At 33.6% G+C, this 15,759-nt stretch carries 14 protein-coding genes and 1 pseudogene; 5 read left to right on the top strand and 10 right to left on the bottom strand.

Annotation, left to right across the window (positions count from 1 at the left end; all coding sequences use genetic code 11):
* On the top strand, window positions 1–429 hold the full coding sequence (locus MRU_RS08625) for an EamA family transporter (protein WP_012956522.1): 429 nt from the start codon (window positions 1–3) through the stop codon (window positions 427–429).
* 201 nt (window positions 430–630) lie between these two features.
* Here the strand turns inward: MRU_RS08625 and MRU_RS08620 are convergent, their stop codons facing one another.
* From MRU_RS08620 to MRU_RS08585, 9 genes and pseudogenes are all read right to left on the bottom strand, one after another.
* The gene (locus MRU_RS08620) at window positions 631–1,872 is read right to left on the bottom strand and encodes a GMC family oxidoreductase N-terminal domain-containing protein (RefSeq protein WP_012956521.1); all 1,242 of its coding nucleotides are present in this window, start codon (window positions 1,870–1,872) and stop codon (window positions 631–633) included.
* Window positions 1,873–2,173: 301 nt separating this feature from the next.
* Window positions 2,174–3,397, bottom strand: coding sequence for a preprotein translocase subunit SecD (locus tag MRU_RS08615; protein ID WP_012956520.1), 1,224 nt, complete (start codon window positions 3,395–3,397; stop codon window positions 2,174–2,176).
* A 2-nt stretch (window positions 3,398–3,399) separates the two neighbouring features.
* Window positions 3,400–4,557, bottom strand: coding sequence for a protein translocase subunit SecF (locus MRU_RS08610; RefSeq protein WP_012956519.1), 1,158 nt, complete (start codon window positions 4,555–4,557; stop codon window positions 3,400–3,402).
* Between the two features lie 380 nt (window positions 4,558–4,937).
* Window positions 4,938–5,426: a flavodoxin family protein gene (locus tag MRU_RS08605; RefSeq protein WP_012956518.1), complete on the bottom strand. Its 489-nt coding sequence runs from the start codon at window positions 5,424–5,426 to the stop codon at window positions 4,938–4,940.
* Between the two features lie 180 nt (window positions 5,427–5,606).
* A complete protein-coding gene (gene argC / locus MRU_RS08600) occupies window positions 5,607–6,623 on the bottom strand; it encodes an N-acetyl-gamma-glutamyl-phosphate reductase (protein ID WP_012956517.1) in 1,017 nt (338 codons plus the stop codon).
* 61 nt (window positions 6,624–6,684) lie between these two features.
* The gene (locus MRU_RS08595) at window positions 6,685–7,137 is read right to left on the bottom strand and encodes an adenylyltransferase/cytidyltransferase family protein (protein ID WP_012956516.1); all 453 of its coding nucleotides are present in this window, start codon (window positions 7,135–7,137) and stop codon (window positions 6,685–6,687) included.
* A gap of 152 nt (window positions 7,138–7,289) precedes the next feature.
* Window positions 7,290–8,030 (bottom strand): 1-(5-phosphoribosyl)-5-[(5-phosphoribosylamino)methylideneamino]imidazole-4-carboxamide isomerase, encoded by a 741-nt coding sequence (gene hisA, locus MRU_RS08590; RefSeq protein WP_012956515.1) that lies wholly within the window; start codon window positions 8,028–8,030, stop codon window positions 7,290–7,292.
* Window positions 8,031–8,382: 352 nt separating this feature from the next.
* A pseudogene (locus MRU_RS12085) lies at window positions 8,383–8,508 on the bottom strand (4Fe-4S binding protein); the annotation flags it as partial.
* A gap of 3 nt (window positions 8,509–8,511) precedes the next feature.
* Window positions 8,512–9,267 carry a hypothetical protein gene (locus MRU_RS08585; RefSeq protein ID WP_012956513.1) on the bottom strand — a complete coding sequence of 252 codons (756 nt, stop codon included), beginning with the start codon at window positions 9,265–9,267 and terminating at the stop codon, window positions 8,512–8,514.
* Between the two features lie 484 nt (window positions 9,268–9,751).
* Here MRU_RS08585 and MRU_RS08580 point away from each other — a divergent pair, with 484 nt between their 5' ends.
* From MRU_RS08580 to MRU_RS08570, 3 genes are all read left to right on the top strand, one after another.
* Window positions 9,752–10,774 (top strand): ABC transporter ATP-binding protein, encoded by a 1,023-nt coding sequence (locus MRU_RS08580; RefSeq protein ID WP_083777652.1) that lies wholly within the window; start codon window positions 9,752–9,754, stop codon window positions 10,772–10,774.
* A 103-nt stretch (window positions 10,775–10,877) separates the two neighbouring features.
* Window positions 10,878–11,603, top strand: a complete 726-nt coding sequence (locus tag MRU_RS08575) for an ABC transporter permease (RefSeq protein WP_012956511.1) — start codon at window positions 10,878–10,880, stop codon at window positions 11,601–11,603.
* Window positions 11,604–12,113: 510 nt separating this feature from the next.
* Window positions 12,114–12,674 carry a GNAT family N-acetyltransferase gene (locus MRU_RS08570; RefSeq protein WP_012956510.1) on the top strand — a complete coding sequence of 187 codons (561 nt, stop codon included), beginning with the start codon at window positions 12,114–12,116 and terminating at the stop codon, window positions 12,672–12,674.
* Window positions 12,675–12,901: 227 nt separating this feature from the next.
* Here the strand turns inward: MRU_RS08570 and MRU_RS08565 are convergent, their stop codons facing one another.
* Entirely contained in the window at window positions 12,902–13,594 is a 693-nt protein-coding gene (locus MRU_RS08565) for a 4Fe-4S double cluster binding domain-containing protein (RefSeq protein WP_012956509.1), read from the bottom strand.
* Window positions 13,595–13,931: 337 nt separating this feature from the next.
* Between MRU_RS08565 and MRU_RS08560 the strand changes: the two genes are divergently transcribed.
* Window positions 13,932–15,551 (top strand): ABC transporter substrate-binding protein, encoded by a 1,620-nt coding sequence (locus tag MRU_RS08560; protein ID WP_012956508.1) that lies wholly within the window; start codon window positions 13,932–13,934, stop codon window positions 15,549–15,551.
* The last annotated feature ends 208 nt before the right edge of the window (window positions 15,552–15,759 follow it).

The following is a 15,759-nucleotide window of genomic DNA, read 5'->3' as shown; positions in this document are numbered from 1 at the left end:
ATGTGGGAGATGGTTTGGCCTATTTTGCTTGTCATTTTATCTAATACGATTTATAATATTTGTACCAAGTCAACTCCAGGGAATGTGAATGCCTTTGGAACATTGATGATAACTTATATAACTGCAGCTATTTTAACTGCTATCATCTTTGTATTTCTGGTAAAGCCTGAGAATGTTATGGTGGAACTTTCTCATGTTAATTGGACATCTGTTGTGCTTGGAATAGCTATTGTGGGATTGGAGCTTGCTTATATTTTTGCATTCCGTGCCGGTTGGAAGGTCAGTTCTGCTTCAATTGTTGCAAATATTGGACTTGCCATTGTTCTTGTATTCGTTGGGGCGATTCTTTATGGTGAGAATATAACACTTAAGCAGCTTGGCGGCATATTTATTTGTGCTGTTGGATTATTTTTGATTAATATGGGTTAAATAAAAAAAAATAAAAGAAGTTTTTAAAAACTTCTTAATCAATCTTTTTTTAGAATTTATTTCTTCTTTTAGGTCTTTTTTAAATTAGAATTATTTTCTTCTTATAGGCCTTTTTTTTAATTAGAATTTTTTCTTCTTTTAGATCTTTTTTTAATTAGAATTTATTTCTTCTTAATCAGTCTTTTTTTTTAAAAAAACAATTTAAATAACCTCTTCAATTAAATGGTTTGCTAATCTTTCCGCTAATGCAAGGATAAGCAAAATAGGTGGCTTGCCTGGAGAGATAGGAATAACGCTTGCATCTCCAAGGTAAAGGCCATCGATTTCTGTTTTCAGATTCTTATCAACAACCTCTCCAATTGCTGCTGTTCCTCCTGGATGGGCTCCCCTGAATACTGTTGAAGTCATGGTTGTTGCATCGACTCCTGCCTTTTGAAGGATTGAGCCTGCAGCTGCAGCTCCTTGTCCAAGCCTTCTTATATCGCCTATTGTATTGAATTTCTTAACATTTCCATCAATGTCTACAGATCCTACCATATCATCTTGAACCTTAACCATAATGCTTAAAATGTCCTTATCCTCAACTTCAGGGTATGTTTCTTTGATATATTTTGAAATGAATGAGGAGAAATGTGGGGCAAGGATATATTCATTTCCTATTGCAAGTCCGTTCATCTGTACCTCTGTGTTGTATTTTATGTCTTTTAAGACTCCTCCAACGCTTATGAATGGATCAAAGAATAGCTTGTTTCCAGCGTCTATTCCAGTCTTTTGAAGGATGACTGCTGTATCGATTGCACCGGCTGCAAGGATAACAAGGTCTGATTCGATGGTCTTAACTTGGCCATCCTGTATGTATTCGACACCGCTTGCTGATTTGTGGGCAGTAAGTATCTTAGTGACTTCTGCGTTTTCAATAAGCTCTGCTCCGTTTTCGATTGCTATGTCTATAAAGTCCTTTCCGCTCCATTTTGCATCTCTAGGACATCCGAATGAACATTTGCCGCATGGCTTGCAGTCCTCATCCCTGATGAATTTAGGCATCTTGATTGCATCGAATCCGCATTCCTTTGCAGATTCCAAAAATAGCCTTGTTCCTTCACCTATATGGTCGTCATCCATTTGATGGACGCCGATTAGCTCTTCTATTGTTTCGTATTCCTTGCTAAGGTCTATGCCTAGGTCCTTGAATTCCTCTTCAAGAACCCTTACGCCGTTTCCTGCTGCCACTATTGTAGATCCTCCTACACAGGTGGTCTTAAGAAGGTCTAGGCTTTGTTCGCTTTCAAATCTCTTGTCATAATATTTCATGTCATATGTTTCATATGCGTCTTTGCTTGCTATATATGGGCCTCTTTCAATTATTGTAACTGGAATATTTGCCTTTGCAAGCTTCATGGCAATTATTGCTCCTCCGGCACCAGTTCCTACAACTATAACCATTTTTAATCTCCAATTCTTTTTTAGAAAATAATTTTATAAAATGATTTAAATATTAATTGCTTAAATTTTAATCATTTAAAGTACTAATTATTTAAGTCTTAATCATTATTTATTTTCTTTATATGTTTATATTAATTTTTTTAATATAAAAAGTTTAACAATTGTTATATTTTAATTTATAAGAATATTGTTGAGTGTGAAAAATTAAAATAAAAATAGAAAAGAATAAGTTAACTAAAATGTAGTTACTTATTCGAAGTTTAAATTTTGTTTTAGAATTATTTATTTTGTTTTAGCTAATTTAAGAAACAAACAATTCAATAAACTTAGCATAAGCTGGTCTGGTAATGAATACACCAATCAATACACCAATGATTGTAGTGAATGCAAATCCAGCAATTGTACCGATTCCACTGCTTCCTCTTGCAAATCCTACATAGGCTAATGGAAGCATAGCTGCAATCAAGGTACCTGCTGATGCAAATATGATGAAAAGAGCATTCTTCACATTCATTTGAGTTCTTGTTCTTCTATGCCTGGTGTTTTCATCGTCGTGGTGCAGCACCTCATCCGTAATGATGATCTGGTCGTCTACCCCAGTACCTACAGATGCAATCAAACCTGCAATCGCTGCAAGGTCTATGTTCCAATGGATTATTGAAGCGACCCCTAGGATAATGATTATCTCAGATAATGTTGTAATGAGTATAGGGATAGCTAGGAAGGCTCTTCTATATCTGATATATACAACTGCTGAAATACCAAGGATTGCAAGAAGACCTGCAATCAATGCTCCTTGTGCAAACTGCTGACCTAACTCTGGGGAAACTGTATTGGAACCTACAGTGTGAATCTTTACCGGAAGTGAACCTGTCTTTAATACAGTGAATACTTCATTTGACTCTGCTTTTGCTGTTTCAACATCTTCGGCACCACCTGTAACCTGAACTTCAGTTACAGCCTCTCCGCTTGCAAGCTCTTCAGCCAATGCAGGAGGGTGGTCATCTATCTGCTTTCCGTCAAGATACATTACCACTTCATGTCCGCCTTTTCCCTTTGCAAGCTCTGCAAATTTCTTAGCTCCTTCTGTAGTTAATGTAAATGGAACTTGCCATTCTCCAGACTCTCCAACAACAGGAGCGTCTACAGTTGCAACGTCACTGCCTACTAGAACTGTCTTATTGTCTATTTTTGCTTCAAAAATACCTGGGTTACCAATCAGCCGCTCCACCTCTTCGGGGCTCTTTCCAGCCATCTCAACTATGACCATCTGGTCTCCGCTTGAACGGACCTTTACATCGGTTACACCATATAAGTTAAGCCTTTTGTCCAGTACAGAGGTGACCACTTTCATTGTAGAGTCGTTTACAGGATGTTCCAATTGCAATTGGATGGAGGAACCGCCCTTTAGGTCAAGTCCTTGTTCTACTCCAAGGAAACTTATGCTTATGATACTGATTATGAGGCAAATAATTAGGATGATTACTTGTCTATCCTTGAAGAATTTGGATAAATTACTAGCCATGTCTATTTACCTCCTTTCCCTTTCTTTTTGCTTTTTTTAGTTTTACGTTTGTTTCCTTTTTTATTGGATTTAGTCTTCTTGGAAGATTTTTTATCTTTACCTGAAGATTTTTCTTCTTCTGAACTGTCTATGTCATTGGAAGAGTCTTTAGATTCAGAATCTTTAGAAGAGTCTTCAGATTCAGAATCTTTAGAATCATCATCCTTGGACCTTTTAAATCTGTCCTTAAATGATTTGGATTCAGACTTGCCATCTTCTTCTTTAGATTTGGATTTAGACTCATTAGACTTAGGAGCATCTATATTAAACTTATCTTGCTTTTTAGACTGTCTCCAATCAATATAAGTCTTCAAGATTCCAAGGTTCATAAGCCAGGTTGAAAGAATATCTCCAATTAATCCAATAACCAGAACTGCTGAAATATTGCTTAAGGTAGTTGCTTCAGGCATGATAATTACAGTGACTATGTAAAGAATTCCCATTGCAGCGATAGCTGCACAGGACATGGTCAAACCTGTGTGCATAGCGTTTCTAGCTCTTTCATCAACAGTTCCTTCCCTTCTTTTAAGAAGTCTTGTAGTAAGAAGAATATCTGTATCCACACTGTACCCAATAAGCATTAATAATGCACCTACAGATGCAATTGACAAGGGTATGTGAAGAATGGACATACCTCCAAGAGCAATGAGTATATCACATAATGCTGCTAGGATAATAGCTACTGAAGGTACAGGCTCTCTAAATACAATAAAAACAGTAACTGCCATAAATAAAAATGCAAATAGCATAGCGATATATATTTGTCCCATTGCCTCTTCAGATAAAACAGGACCTATCTCATTATAGCTGATCACCTTTGCCTTTCCATCTATGGCCTTTGAAAATGTACTTGAATTAACATTATTTTCCAGTTCTACAGTAACCTTATTTTCGCCATTGCTTGTCACTTTTATGTTGTTTGTATTCAATTCTTTAGTTAATTGACTTTCAAGGTCATTTACGCTTGTTGAACCTGTCAGTTGCAGTTCAGCAAGTGATCCTCCTTTAAGTTCAACTCCTTGTTCTATTCCATTAAAGGAGATAAGAGCAAGTGATAAAAGTGCAAGTATAATAGGTATGGCAATTAAGGCTTTATGATTTTCCATAATTTTGTCAAACATGTCTCTATTACACCTATTAAAAATTCTAGTTTCTATTTTAATGATAATAAAATTTTAGCTCAATTCTATTCTTTTTAATAAAAACGAGCATTCTTTTATTTTTGTATAATTTATAAAAATGAGTTTCATTTTTATGCATAAAAAATAATTAATCAAAGGTTTGATTATGCATATAAAAATGAGTAATCAAAAGATTGATTTAAATTTATACGATATTAATTATATTTCTTATTATTATTAAATTATTGGTTAGTTTTATTATTTTTTTAAGTGGAAATCCTATAATTAAAAGCAGATAATAGTAATTTAAAAAAAGTAAAAAGTTTTTATGCTAAAATAGGCTATGTTTGGTGTTTTAAAAAAAAGAAAAAAGAATAGAATTAATATAATTCTAAATCTAAGTTTTTTATGGCTTTTTCAGTATCTTCGCTAATCATTTCCAAGCTCTTGTCCTTGGTTTTGATATTGAATTCCTGAACTACTCTTGCTCCTCTTGCCCTTAATTTCATATCCATTTTATTAAATGTGTTTTCTCCTTCAGAGTTGGTGGATGTTGTAAAGAGGACTACGTCCTTTCCAAGGAAGTTATACCTGTCAATCAAGGTAATTATTGCAGGGGTTGGATTGTTGGCCCAGATTGGAGTTCCTATATAGATGGTGTCATACTCGCTTAAGTCTAATCTAGGAGGATAGATTTCTGTCTTGGATTCTCTGAATGCATCAAAGGTTGAAAACAATCTGTTTTTATAGCCGTCCCTACTTTTCAAATCTCTTATTCTGCAGATGTCGCATCTTAGGTTAATTGCTAATGTTTCTGCAACCTGCTGAGTAGTTCCTCCCTCTGAATAGTATAGAATTATTCTGTTCATTTAAATACTCCTTAGAGTTCTGTTTAAAAAAACTTTTTTATTTATTGCTGAATTGATAAATTACCCTTTAATTATTTATTATTATGATTGCTATTCTATAAAAAGATTTTTATGGATATGTTTTGGGCTTGATTATGGGTGCATTCCAAAGAAGTCTAGGTCAATCTTCTTTGGGCTTGATTATGGGTGCATTCCAAAGAAGTCCAATCCAGTCTTCTCATCAAATCCGCACATTATGTTCATGTTATGGACCGCTTGGCCTGATGCCCCTTTGACAAGGTTGTCAATGGCTGAAATGATGACAAGTCTGCCGGTTTCATCAATTTCAAAGCATCCTATTTGAGCATAGTTGGATCCTCTTACGCTGCTGAGTCTTGGAATCTCCCCATCCTCTAAAATCTGTATGAATGGCTCTCCCTTATAGGTTTCCTTATAGATATCCAATACCTCTTCGCTTGTGATGTCTGCACCGTCAACTAGGAAACAGTGATTTGTGGTCAATATTCCTCTTATCACTGGCACAAGATGTGGAGTGAATGATATCTTAACATCAGAGAACGCACCAAGCTCCTGTTGGATTTCAGGCATATGCCTATGGCTTGTTACCTTATATGGGTTTACATTGTCTCCAATGTTTGGATAGTGTGTGGAAGTTGTTGGATTTACTCCAGCTCCGCTTACTCCAGTCTTGGAATCGAATATCATTCTCTCTGCAAGTTTTGCCTTTGACAATGGGTATCCTGAAAGGATAGCTCCAGTTACAAAGCATCCTGGGTTTGCAAGGAGTGTGGTTTTCTTGATTTCTTCCCTGTGAATCTCTGGAAGTCCGAAAACTCCTTTTAGGTCTGAGGTATGTTCGATTCCATACCATTTTTCATAAACGTCAATGTCATTGAATCTGTAGTCTCCGCTTAGGTCAATGACCTTAGCTCCGGTTTCAATGAGATCAGGTACTATCTTCATAGAAGCTCCATGAGGAGTTGCTGTAAATATGATGTCTGCATCCAATTCGCTTGGCTTCTTGTTTCTAAATACTAAATCTGTTCCTCTGATATGTGGATGGACCTTGTGGACTGGAGTTCCTTCAAACTGTCTTGAAGTAATGTCCACTATCTCTGCTTCAGGGTGAGCAGAAAGAATTCTGATTAATTCCCCTCCTGTGTATCCGCTTCCGCCTACAATTGCTATACTTACCATGTTTACACCTTAATTTTTTTCTTGTTACAAAATATGATTATAATTCTAGTTTATTATTCTTCTAGTCACAGTTTACATAATCCTCTTCAAAGTCTGAATTACGTATCTTCTTGATGATTTTACAAGTACTGTCCAAATCTGCAATCCTATGGGCTTCAACCCTCATTGCCTTGGCCTTTATTCCCCTTTTATCCAGCTCTTCCTGAAGCTTGTTTACATCATGGCCTTGGTCGAATCCGATTGCGATTATGTCAGGCTTGATTTCCTCTACGATTTCAAACATGTCTCCATCATGGCCTATATATGCCTCATCAACTGGCTTTAGGTACTTGATCATTTCTAATCTTTGGTTTTCATCAATAACAGGAATTCTTTTTTTCTTTTTAACTGTTGAGTCTCTAGCTATTACAACTGCAAGGACTGCATCTTCTCCACCTAATTCCTTTGCCTTTTCAAGATACAATCCATGTCCTGGATGCAATATGTCAAATGCTCCTGTTGCCATTACTTTCATATTCTTTTCTCCATAAAATAATAAATATAAATTTAATAATTAATTTTAATAAATAATAATTTTAATAAGTTTAAAAGCAAATATTTTAATTTTAATAATATTAATAATCTAAATTCTAGTTATTATTCTAATTATTCTATTTTTCATTGCTTTTATTCAATGTTTTGATATTTCAAAGCATCTTCTAGCTTTATTTTATCCTTATACAATGCAGAACCAATTACAACTCCTTTTGCACCTGTTGTCTGCAATTGTTTTAGGTCATCTAGGCTTGTCACTCCTCCAGAATAGACAACTGGAATATCTACAGAGTCTACAAGGTCTATTACTGGGTCTACATAGAATCCTCCAAGCAGGCCCTCAACATCAACATTTGTAAACAATATGCTTCCGGCTCCCAGTTCTTGAAACTCCTTGCTTATTTCACTTGCAGACTTGTCTATCTTTTCCTGCCAGCCTTTTATGACTACCTTATTGTCTTTGCTGTCAAGAGAGATCATCACCCTTTCGCTGCCATACTCGTTAGATAATTTGCTTATTATCTCAGGGTTCTTTATTCCCATAGTGCCTATTATCAATCTATCAATATCAAGATTCAATAGCTCCTCTGCATATTCTATGCTTCTTATGCCTCCTCCAAGCTGAATGGGAACAGAAACTTCATTCAGTATCTTTTTGATTGTTTCTATATTTGTAACGCTTTCAAGGGCTCCGTCAAGGTCGATTACATGGACCACTTCAGCCCCTGCATCTTCCCATTTTTTAGCAACCTTCTCTGGGTTTTCTATGACTACTTGCTCGCTTCCAGGTTTTCCTTGCACTAGCTGTACGCATTTTCCACCTCTAATGTCTACAGCAGGCATAATTAACATTTTATTATCTTGAAATGACATTTTGATTCCTTTTTAAGTCTTTTAAATTGTTAAATTAGAATTTTTTTAAGCAATTCTAAACTGATTTTCTATAGAAAAACTTTCTATAAACAATCATAATATTATAATATTTATTTTTTTATATTATTAATTATTTTTTATTTTCTCATTTCAAATCTTGGATTTTTTTAAATTTTAATAAGTGAAAATCAGATAAGTTTTATTAATTATTTTTTATAGTAACTAATTCTTCAATCTATCTTACTCTTTATTTTAATTTCTATAGTCGACTAATTCTTTAATTCTGTCTTAATTTTATTTATTTAATTTTTATAGTCGACTAATTCTTTAATTCTATCTTTATTTTATTTATTTAATTTTTATAGTCGACTAATTCTTCAATTCTATTAATAACAGAATCTACAGATTTTCTGCTATAGTTTAATCGGATTGCATCAAATTTGCATGCTTGAACACAATGGCCACAGCCCACACATTTGCCTTAATCAATAGTTATCTTATCATCTTCAAGACTTATTGCATTAGAAATGCAGACATTTTCCTCTAAACATTTTTTACACATCTTGCACTTGTCATCTAATGCATTTACTTCCACATCTTCAAGTCTTTTTATCTTATTGCTGATTTCATCATCCAAATCTGGAATGATTTTCCATAGGCAGCAGCATGGACAGCAATGGCAAATTGTAAGCAATTCCTCTTTTGGTCCCACATTCATCAAAAGGCTATCGAATTTATTTCTTCCAATCAAATGGCTTAATCCTAGCTTGTCTGCCATATCAACATGTTCCAATGCTTCCTCGACTGTGGCTGCTTTGCCATATTTTGAAGATATTTTCTTGCTTGCAGGACCTAAAAAGATACATCCAAAGTCGTGGGGATAGTCTTTGCAGTTTGAAGAGCTTCTGCAAATGCATTTATTCATAATAAAGATATTATTTGCTTCTTTTATTATTTCCTTAAGGATTTCACTTGGCAGAAACTCAGAGTCATCCTTTTGAAAGCTCTCCTTAATTTCAATGTTTGCAGTGATTTTGGTGTTGCTTTTGTTCACTGTGCTTTTATTTGGAAGAATGAAAAGTTCATTGTCTTCAAAAAAGACTTTGTTAAATATCTTTTTTATTGTCTTTGACTTTTTAGTTAATCCAAAAAGGAAAAATCTTGTTTGGAACAGGTATTTGACTAGTGGTGAGGAAGTATTTTTATTATTTTCATTTTCTGTTTTCTCATTCTTCATATTTTAATCCCTTTTTGTTTTAAGCCTATATTAATATTGTTTTATATCTATTTAAAATATTGGATTATTTTTTTGAATTGATTTTTGCTTATTTTCTCATGTTTTTTTTAGGGCTATGTTGAATTTCAGTCAGGTTTAGCAAAAGATTTATATATGATGTAAAATAATTATTACATATGTAAGATATTTTTTACAAAAGTAAAGAATTTTTAACAAAAGTAAAAAATTAATTACATATATTTTATTTCCTCCTTTGATTATTTTGTGCACATAATTTTCAAAATTAAGAAATAATAAAAAGATATTTTATTAGCATATTTTATTCATTGTTTAAATTGTTAAAAGGAACTTATTAATCATTCTTTTGACTAATAAGTGATTTAAAGATATTAGTCATTTCTTGACTAGGTGATTTTAACAATTAACTATTATTTGCTTAATGAGTCAACTCATTAACTATTATTTTATTATTAAAGGTGATTTTGTGACTGATTACGTTATAGAGACAACAAATCTATCAAAAAAGTATTCAAAAAAATATGTTGTCGATTCTATTGATATGCATGTTGAAAGGGGAAAGATCTATGGTCTTTTAGGCAAAAACGGAGCCGGCAAGACCACTACCATGTGCATGCTTTTAAACCTGGTTGCTCCAAGTGATGGAGATATCCTTCTATTTGGAATGAATCCAAAGGAGCATTCCAAGGAAGTCTATTCAAACATAGGATCTATCATAGAGACTCCTGGATTCTATGAGAATCTGACTGCATATGAAAATCTGGAGATAGTTTCTAAGCTGAGAGGCAAGTATAATCCTCTAATCATTAAGATGGTTCTTGAGATGGTCAATCTTGACCATGAGAAGACAAAGAAATTCAAGGACTATTCATTGGGGATGAAGCAGAGATTGGGAATTGCAGCTGCAATCATGCATAACCCTGAGCTTCTCATTCTTGATGAGCCTATAAACGGTCTTGATCCATTCGGTATCAAGGAGATAAGAGACCTTCTTAAAAGGCTATCAAGGGAGTATGGAGTTACCATTCTCATATCAAGCCATATCTTAAGCGAGATAGAAAACATTGCAGATGTCATAGGATTTATGGATGAAGGATGTTTGATTGATGAGATAACAAAAGAAGAGCTTCATACAAGACTGAATAAGTTTGTAGAGTTTGAGGTTTCAGACATTGACCTTGCTGTTGATCTTCTAAAGGACACAGGATTTGAGGAAAACGGTGACTTTACATTTGCAAGAAACATTGGCAATTATATTGAAGATATGAATTCTCTTAAATCTTTTGAGTCTGATGGATATGTGAATTCTGAAGATGGCTTTGAATCTAGTGAAAATGCCATCGGAGGAACCATCCATTTATTGACCAATCTTGATTTAAGAGACCAATTCAATAAGCTATTTGTAAGCTCTGGAATCGATGTTAGAAAGGTAAATCTATGTGAAGAGAACTTGGAAGAGTTTTTTACAAGGATTGTTTCTTCTGCTTAAAAAAAGGTGTTTTATAGGTGATTTAAAGATTTAAAATATCATTAATGTTTTTAGTTAATTTAAATGTTTAAAAAATTTTTTAATGTTTTTTAGGTGATTATTAATGCTTACTTTTATTCAAATGGAATTTTTAAAATTAAAAAGATCAAAAATATTTTTATTAAGCGTTCTTATGGCTGTGCTTCCAGCCCTTCTGATGTACATAGCAACATTTGCTTTTGATGAAGTCCAGGCCTTTGACGCTCTATTTACCAATGTAAACATGTATATGTCTGTATTGTTTGCTGTTCTTATCTTTGCAATCATTATGGCATATCTCTTTGGAAGGGAATACAATGAACATACCTTAAAGATGATGCTTACCATTCCAATTTCAAGGGGAAAGTTCCTGATGTCTAAATATCTCATGTTCCTTATTTGGATTTTGATTCTAACAGTTATTACAAGCCTATCAACTATGATATTTGGTTTTGCTGCAGGACTAAGCGGATTTACTGTAAACTTGCTAATTAACAGCTTTGCACAGCTTCTATTTGCAAATCTATTGCTCTTTTTGACATTCTCTCCGTTTGTATTTATTTCATTGTTTGTTACAAATATGGTGCCTGCTATGGTTGGCGGAGCTAGTCTAACTCTTGTTAATATGCTTGTTTACGGACAAACCTGGGCTCCATATGTCCCTTGGGTATGTCCTTATCTTATTGCATCTGGAGAGATAGCAGAATATGGAATAAATATGCTATTGCCTTATGGATTGGTTTTTGCTACTTTCATAGTTGGAATAGTCATTTCTTATCTTTACTTTACTAAAAAGGACGTTCCTCTTTAGATATTCTATCAAAAAAGGATTTAACAATCCTTTTATTAAATTTTATTTATTCATTTATCTATTTATTTGAATGATTTAATTCATTTTTATTCTAAAAAAGATGTTTCTCATTAACTCATTTCAACCTCTTTTATTATCTCACACTAACATCTTTTTTAGTATTTTTTTTATCTGTTTTCTATTCTCTTATTATTCTTATTTTTTTAATTCTATTTTACCAATTTTTTATTTTATCTAATCATATTTTGTATTACTTTTTTTATCATTTTACTTTATTTTGTAATACTTTTCTCTTCTTTATTTAATTTTTTATTACTTTTATGGTCTTTTTTAGCCATTTAGTATTACTTTTAAAGCCAAATTTTAAATTGGGCCTTTCTCCTAGGATTAAATAATAAGTTTTAAATATAATTTTAAACTTCAATATTATTAGTAATCAAAAATTGCATAAAAGTATTACTAAATATGTTTTTTTCTTAGAAAAAATAATAACTTCCTTGAAGTGTTAATATGAATGTTAATATTAAAGAGTTAGGAAACGACCCAGAGGAAATAAAAAATGTTCAAAACTTTTTATTTCACATGATAAAACTTGAATTTGGCTATGATTATGTCCCAGAGTGGCATCAGGACATTGTGAATATGGAGGACTATTATATAAATCCAGAACGCAATGCATTTTTCGTTGCTTATTCCGAAAGCGGTGAAATTATTGCTACAATAGGTCTGAGGGCTTATGATAAGAATTTTGAAAAATTTGAAGGCATATATTCCAATGACACTACATCAAGCATTTGGAGACTTTTTGTCGATAGGAGATACAGACGTTGCGGTTTGGCTTCTAAAATGTTTAGCGTAGCTGAAAACTTTGCAAAAGACAGGGACTATAAAAATATTTATTTGCATACTCATAGGACATTAGAGGGGGCTCTTCAGTTTTGGATGAAAATGGGCTTTATCATTACCTTGGATGAAGGTGATGAGCTTGAAACTGTCCATATGGAAAAATTCATTCAAAAATTAAAGATTTCACCACAAGCAGGTATCTTAACTTATGCAATTAAGTTATAAAATAAAAATAGGGTTTTTCTAACAACTTAATTTCATTTAAATATTAACATTCAAAAATAACACTTTAAACGCTATTTTTAAAACAAGTTTAATTTAATTTTTAATTTCAAAAAGCACTAATTTAGATTCTATTTTTAAGACTAGTGCGTAATAACTATTTTTTTTTAAAATTAGATAAAATAATAATAATTTTTTAAATAGATAAAAAAATAACTATTTTCTTAAAATCAAGTTCTTTTCACATACTTCTGAGTATGAGGGCAGGCATAAATACATTTGCCACAGACTGTATCAGGTTTTCCCAGATTCTCCTCAGAGACTATAAGCGCATACTTCTCACACTTCTTATCATCATAAAAATCATTTCTTTTAAGAGTATAATCCCAGTTTCTTCCGCTTATTGCTCCTCCAGGACATGCCTCCTTACATATCATGCACTTTCCGCATCTGGACTTAATTATTGGCTCTCCTATCTCTAAAGGGGCATCTGTCAGCACTGAGCATAATCTTAAAGCGGATCCGTACTTGAATGTTGTAAAGAGTGCTGACTTTCCAATCCATCCCATGCCTGCTCTTGTAGCTATGGTCTTATGTGGAAGCTCAAATGAATTGAACTCTCCAAAGTTTCCTCCTAATCTCTTTTTTGTCTGTGCATATGCCTTATATCCTTTATTTATAAGAAACTCCTCACAGATCATTCCAAGGGCATCCAGTCTGGTGTTTAGATCAATCAATTCATAAAGGTACTCTAATGTTGGAGCATTCGCCATGTTTCGTATCACTTCCTTAGGGTAGGTGATGAAAAAGACTACTCCTGTGTTCAATCCTTTCTTTGGAGTGAAATTGGTGATGTCTGCATATCCTACTTCTATTGCGCCATTGCCTTTCAGGTATTTTTCCAGTTCTATTGATAAGGACATGGTCGAATATTTGGATTTAATAATATTTATATTTATACTTGTATTACTTTTGATAAAAAGTATAATTGTTAGTCTGTAAATTATTTTTTTAATTATTTGAATAAATTATTAACTTAATTATATCAAATATTAACTTTGTAAATTTAATTGGGATTATTTTGTACAATATTGTAAAAATCAAGTTTATTTGAAGAGTAATAAATATATTTTTATATACTTATTTACTTAATTATGTATAGTATTAAAATAATAGAAATAAGTATTACTAATTTATCGTTTACTCCCTAAAAAGTAATACTTTTTATTTTAATAGTATAATTTTATACGGTGAAAAATTATGGATAAGAAAACAATCATTATAGCTGCAGTAGCTATTCTCGTTATTGCTGGAATTGCCGTTTTCGCATTTGGAGGCGGCGGAAGCAGCGATAGCGATCCGACCCACTTGACAGTAGCTACACACAGCAATATGGCAGAACCTGAAGCAGGTTTCAACCCGCTTACAGGTTGGGGTTGCGGACACATGAACTATAACCCATTGGTACAAAGCTGTCTCTTTAAGACAGACAAGAATGGAGACATAGTTCCAGACCTTGCAACCAACTATTCAATTAGTGCTGACGGTTTAAAATGGACTGTAAAGGTTAGAGATGACGTCAAATTCTCAGATAACTCCACTTTTGACGCAAAAGACGTAGCATTTACATTCAACACTGCAAAAGACACTGAAACTGATTTAGATTTAACCAATCTTAAGAAAGTTACAGCTAAGGATGACAAGACTGTCGTATTTGAATTGGAAGAACCAAGATCCACATTCATCTATGACTTAAGGTATGTAGGTATCGTACCTGAAGAGTATGACAACGCTACCTACGGCGAACACCCAATCGGTACCGGACCTTATGTATTGGACCACTGGGATAAAGGTCAACAAGCTATCTTTAAGGCAAATGACAACTGGTATGGTGACAAACCTTACTTCACTCAAATCACCATGTTATTCCCTGAAGAAGCTACCTGGCTAGAGTTAGCTAAATCCGGTCAAGTTGACATTGCTCCTGTTGCAACCTCTGCACTTAACGAATCTGTAGACGGATACAACTTTGTTGAAAAGTCTGCAGGTAGGGCACAAGGTATCTCCTTGCCATATCTTGAAGATACTGGAAAAACCAGCCCAGCAGGTGCAAAGATCGGTAACAATGTAACTGCTGACAAGTCCATCAGAGAAGCATTGAACATAGGTGTCAACCGTGATAAAATCTGTGAAGAAGTATTCTCTGGTCACGCTTCACCTGAATATACCAGCGTAGATACCAGAAGCTTTGCAAACCCTAACGCTAAAGTAAAAGATGGTGATGTAGCAAAAGCTAAACAAATCCTCAAAGAAGGAGGATGGGAAGACACAGACGGTGACGGAATCGTTGAAAAAGATGGCGTAAAAGCATCCTTTGACTTATACTACCCACCTGATTACCTTGACAGACAATCTTTAGCAACAGTATTTGCTGAACAAGCTAAAGACTTAGGCATTCAAGTAAACCTCCAAGGTGCTGACTGGGATACCATCTATGCTAACATGTATTCCTCTGCTTCTGTAATGCAACAGACCTCACCGGACCCATATAAATCCATCTATCAACAATATCACTCTAAGGAAGCTGATGACTTCTATATGAACCCTAACTTATATAACAATACTGCTTCCGATATGTTGATGGAACAAGCAATGCACTCCAATGACTTCAAACTAGCAGACTCCTTATGGGCTCAATCTGCCCTTGTAAACGGCGGAGGCTGGGGACCTGCTGGAGATGCTCCATGGGTATGGCTTGCTAACTACAACTACAACTACTTCGTAAAAGAAGATATTGATATGGGTGACCAACCTGACGGTTTAGGAAATGACTTCTTGATTAATGTTGTTGATTGGACTAGAACCAATTCAACTGCATAATTCTTTCATTTCCTTTTTTTATTTTTTTTAATTTAGTTTTATTCTTTTTTTAGTTTTTTTTTAAGAATAATTTGAATAATTAAAGAAGTTCTTTCTTTTTTTATTAGTATAAAGTTTAAAAAGAGCTATTCTTTTTATTAAAATAATTTAAAAGACTTTTAGTCATATTAATTTTAAACAAATTTATAATTTTAATTTTAAGTAATTT

This window comes from Methanobrevibacter ruminantium M1 (assembly GCF_000024185.1).
GTDB lineage: Archaea > Methanobacteriota > Methanobacteria > Methanobacteriales > Methanobacteriaceae > Methanobrevibacter > Methanobrevibacter ruminantium.
Note: the sequence above shows the minus strand (reverse complement) of the source record. Positions and strands in the feature narration are given on the sequence as shown.

Coding starts and splice junctions, on each gene's coding strand:
- MRU_RS08585 (WP_012956513.1), bottom strand. CDS start 9,267: ATGAAGAATGAGAAAACAGAAAATGAAAATAATAAAAATACTTCCTCA.
- MRU_RS08605 (WP_012956518.1), bottom strand. CDS start 5,426: ATGAACAGAATAATTCTATACTATTCAGAGGGAGGAACTACTCAGCAG.
- MRU_RS08610 (WP_012956519.1), bottom strand. CDS start 4,557: ATGTTTGACAAAATTATGGAAAATCATAAAGCCTTAATTGCCATACCT.
- argC (WP_012956517.1), bottom strand. CDS start 6,623: ATGGTAAGTATAGCAATTGTAGGCGGAAGCGGATACACAGGAGGGGAA.
- MRU_RS08625 (WP_012956522.1), top strand. CDS start 1: ATGTGGGAGATGGTTTGGCCTATTTTGCTTGTCATTTTATCTAATACG.
- MRU_RS08620 (WP_012956521.1), bottom strand. CDS start 1,872: ATGGTTATAGTTGTAGGAACTGGTGCCGGAGGAGCAATAATTGCCATG.
- MRU_RS08615 (WP_012956520.1), bottom strand. CDS start 3,397: ATGGCTAGTAATTTATCCAAATTCTTCAAGGATAGACAAGTAATCATC.
- MRU_RS08575 (WP_012956511.1), top strand. CDS start 10,878: ATGCTTACTTTTATTCAAATGGAATTTTTAAAATTAAAAAGATCAAAA.
- MRU_RS08595 (WP_012956516.1), bottom strand. CDS start 7,137: ATGAAAGTAATGGCAACAGGAGCATTTGACATATTGCATCCAGGACAT.
- MRU_RS08570 (WP_012956510.1), top strand. CDS start 12,114: ATGAATGTTAATATTAAAGAGTTAGGAAACGACCCAGAGGAAATAAAA.
- MRU_RS08565 (WP_012956509.1), bottom strand. CDS start 13,594: ATGTCCTTATCAATAGAACTGGAAAAATACCTGAAAGGCAATGGCGCA.
- hisA (WP_012956515.1), bottom strand. CDS start 8,030: ATGTCATTTCAAGATAATAAAATGTTAATTATGCCTGCTGTAGACATT.
- MRU_RS08560 (WP_012956508.1), top strand. CDS start 13,932: ATGGATAAGAAAACAATCATTATAGCTGCAGTAGCTATTCTCGTTATT.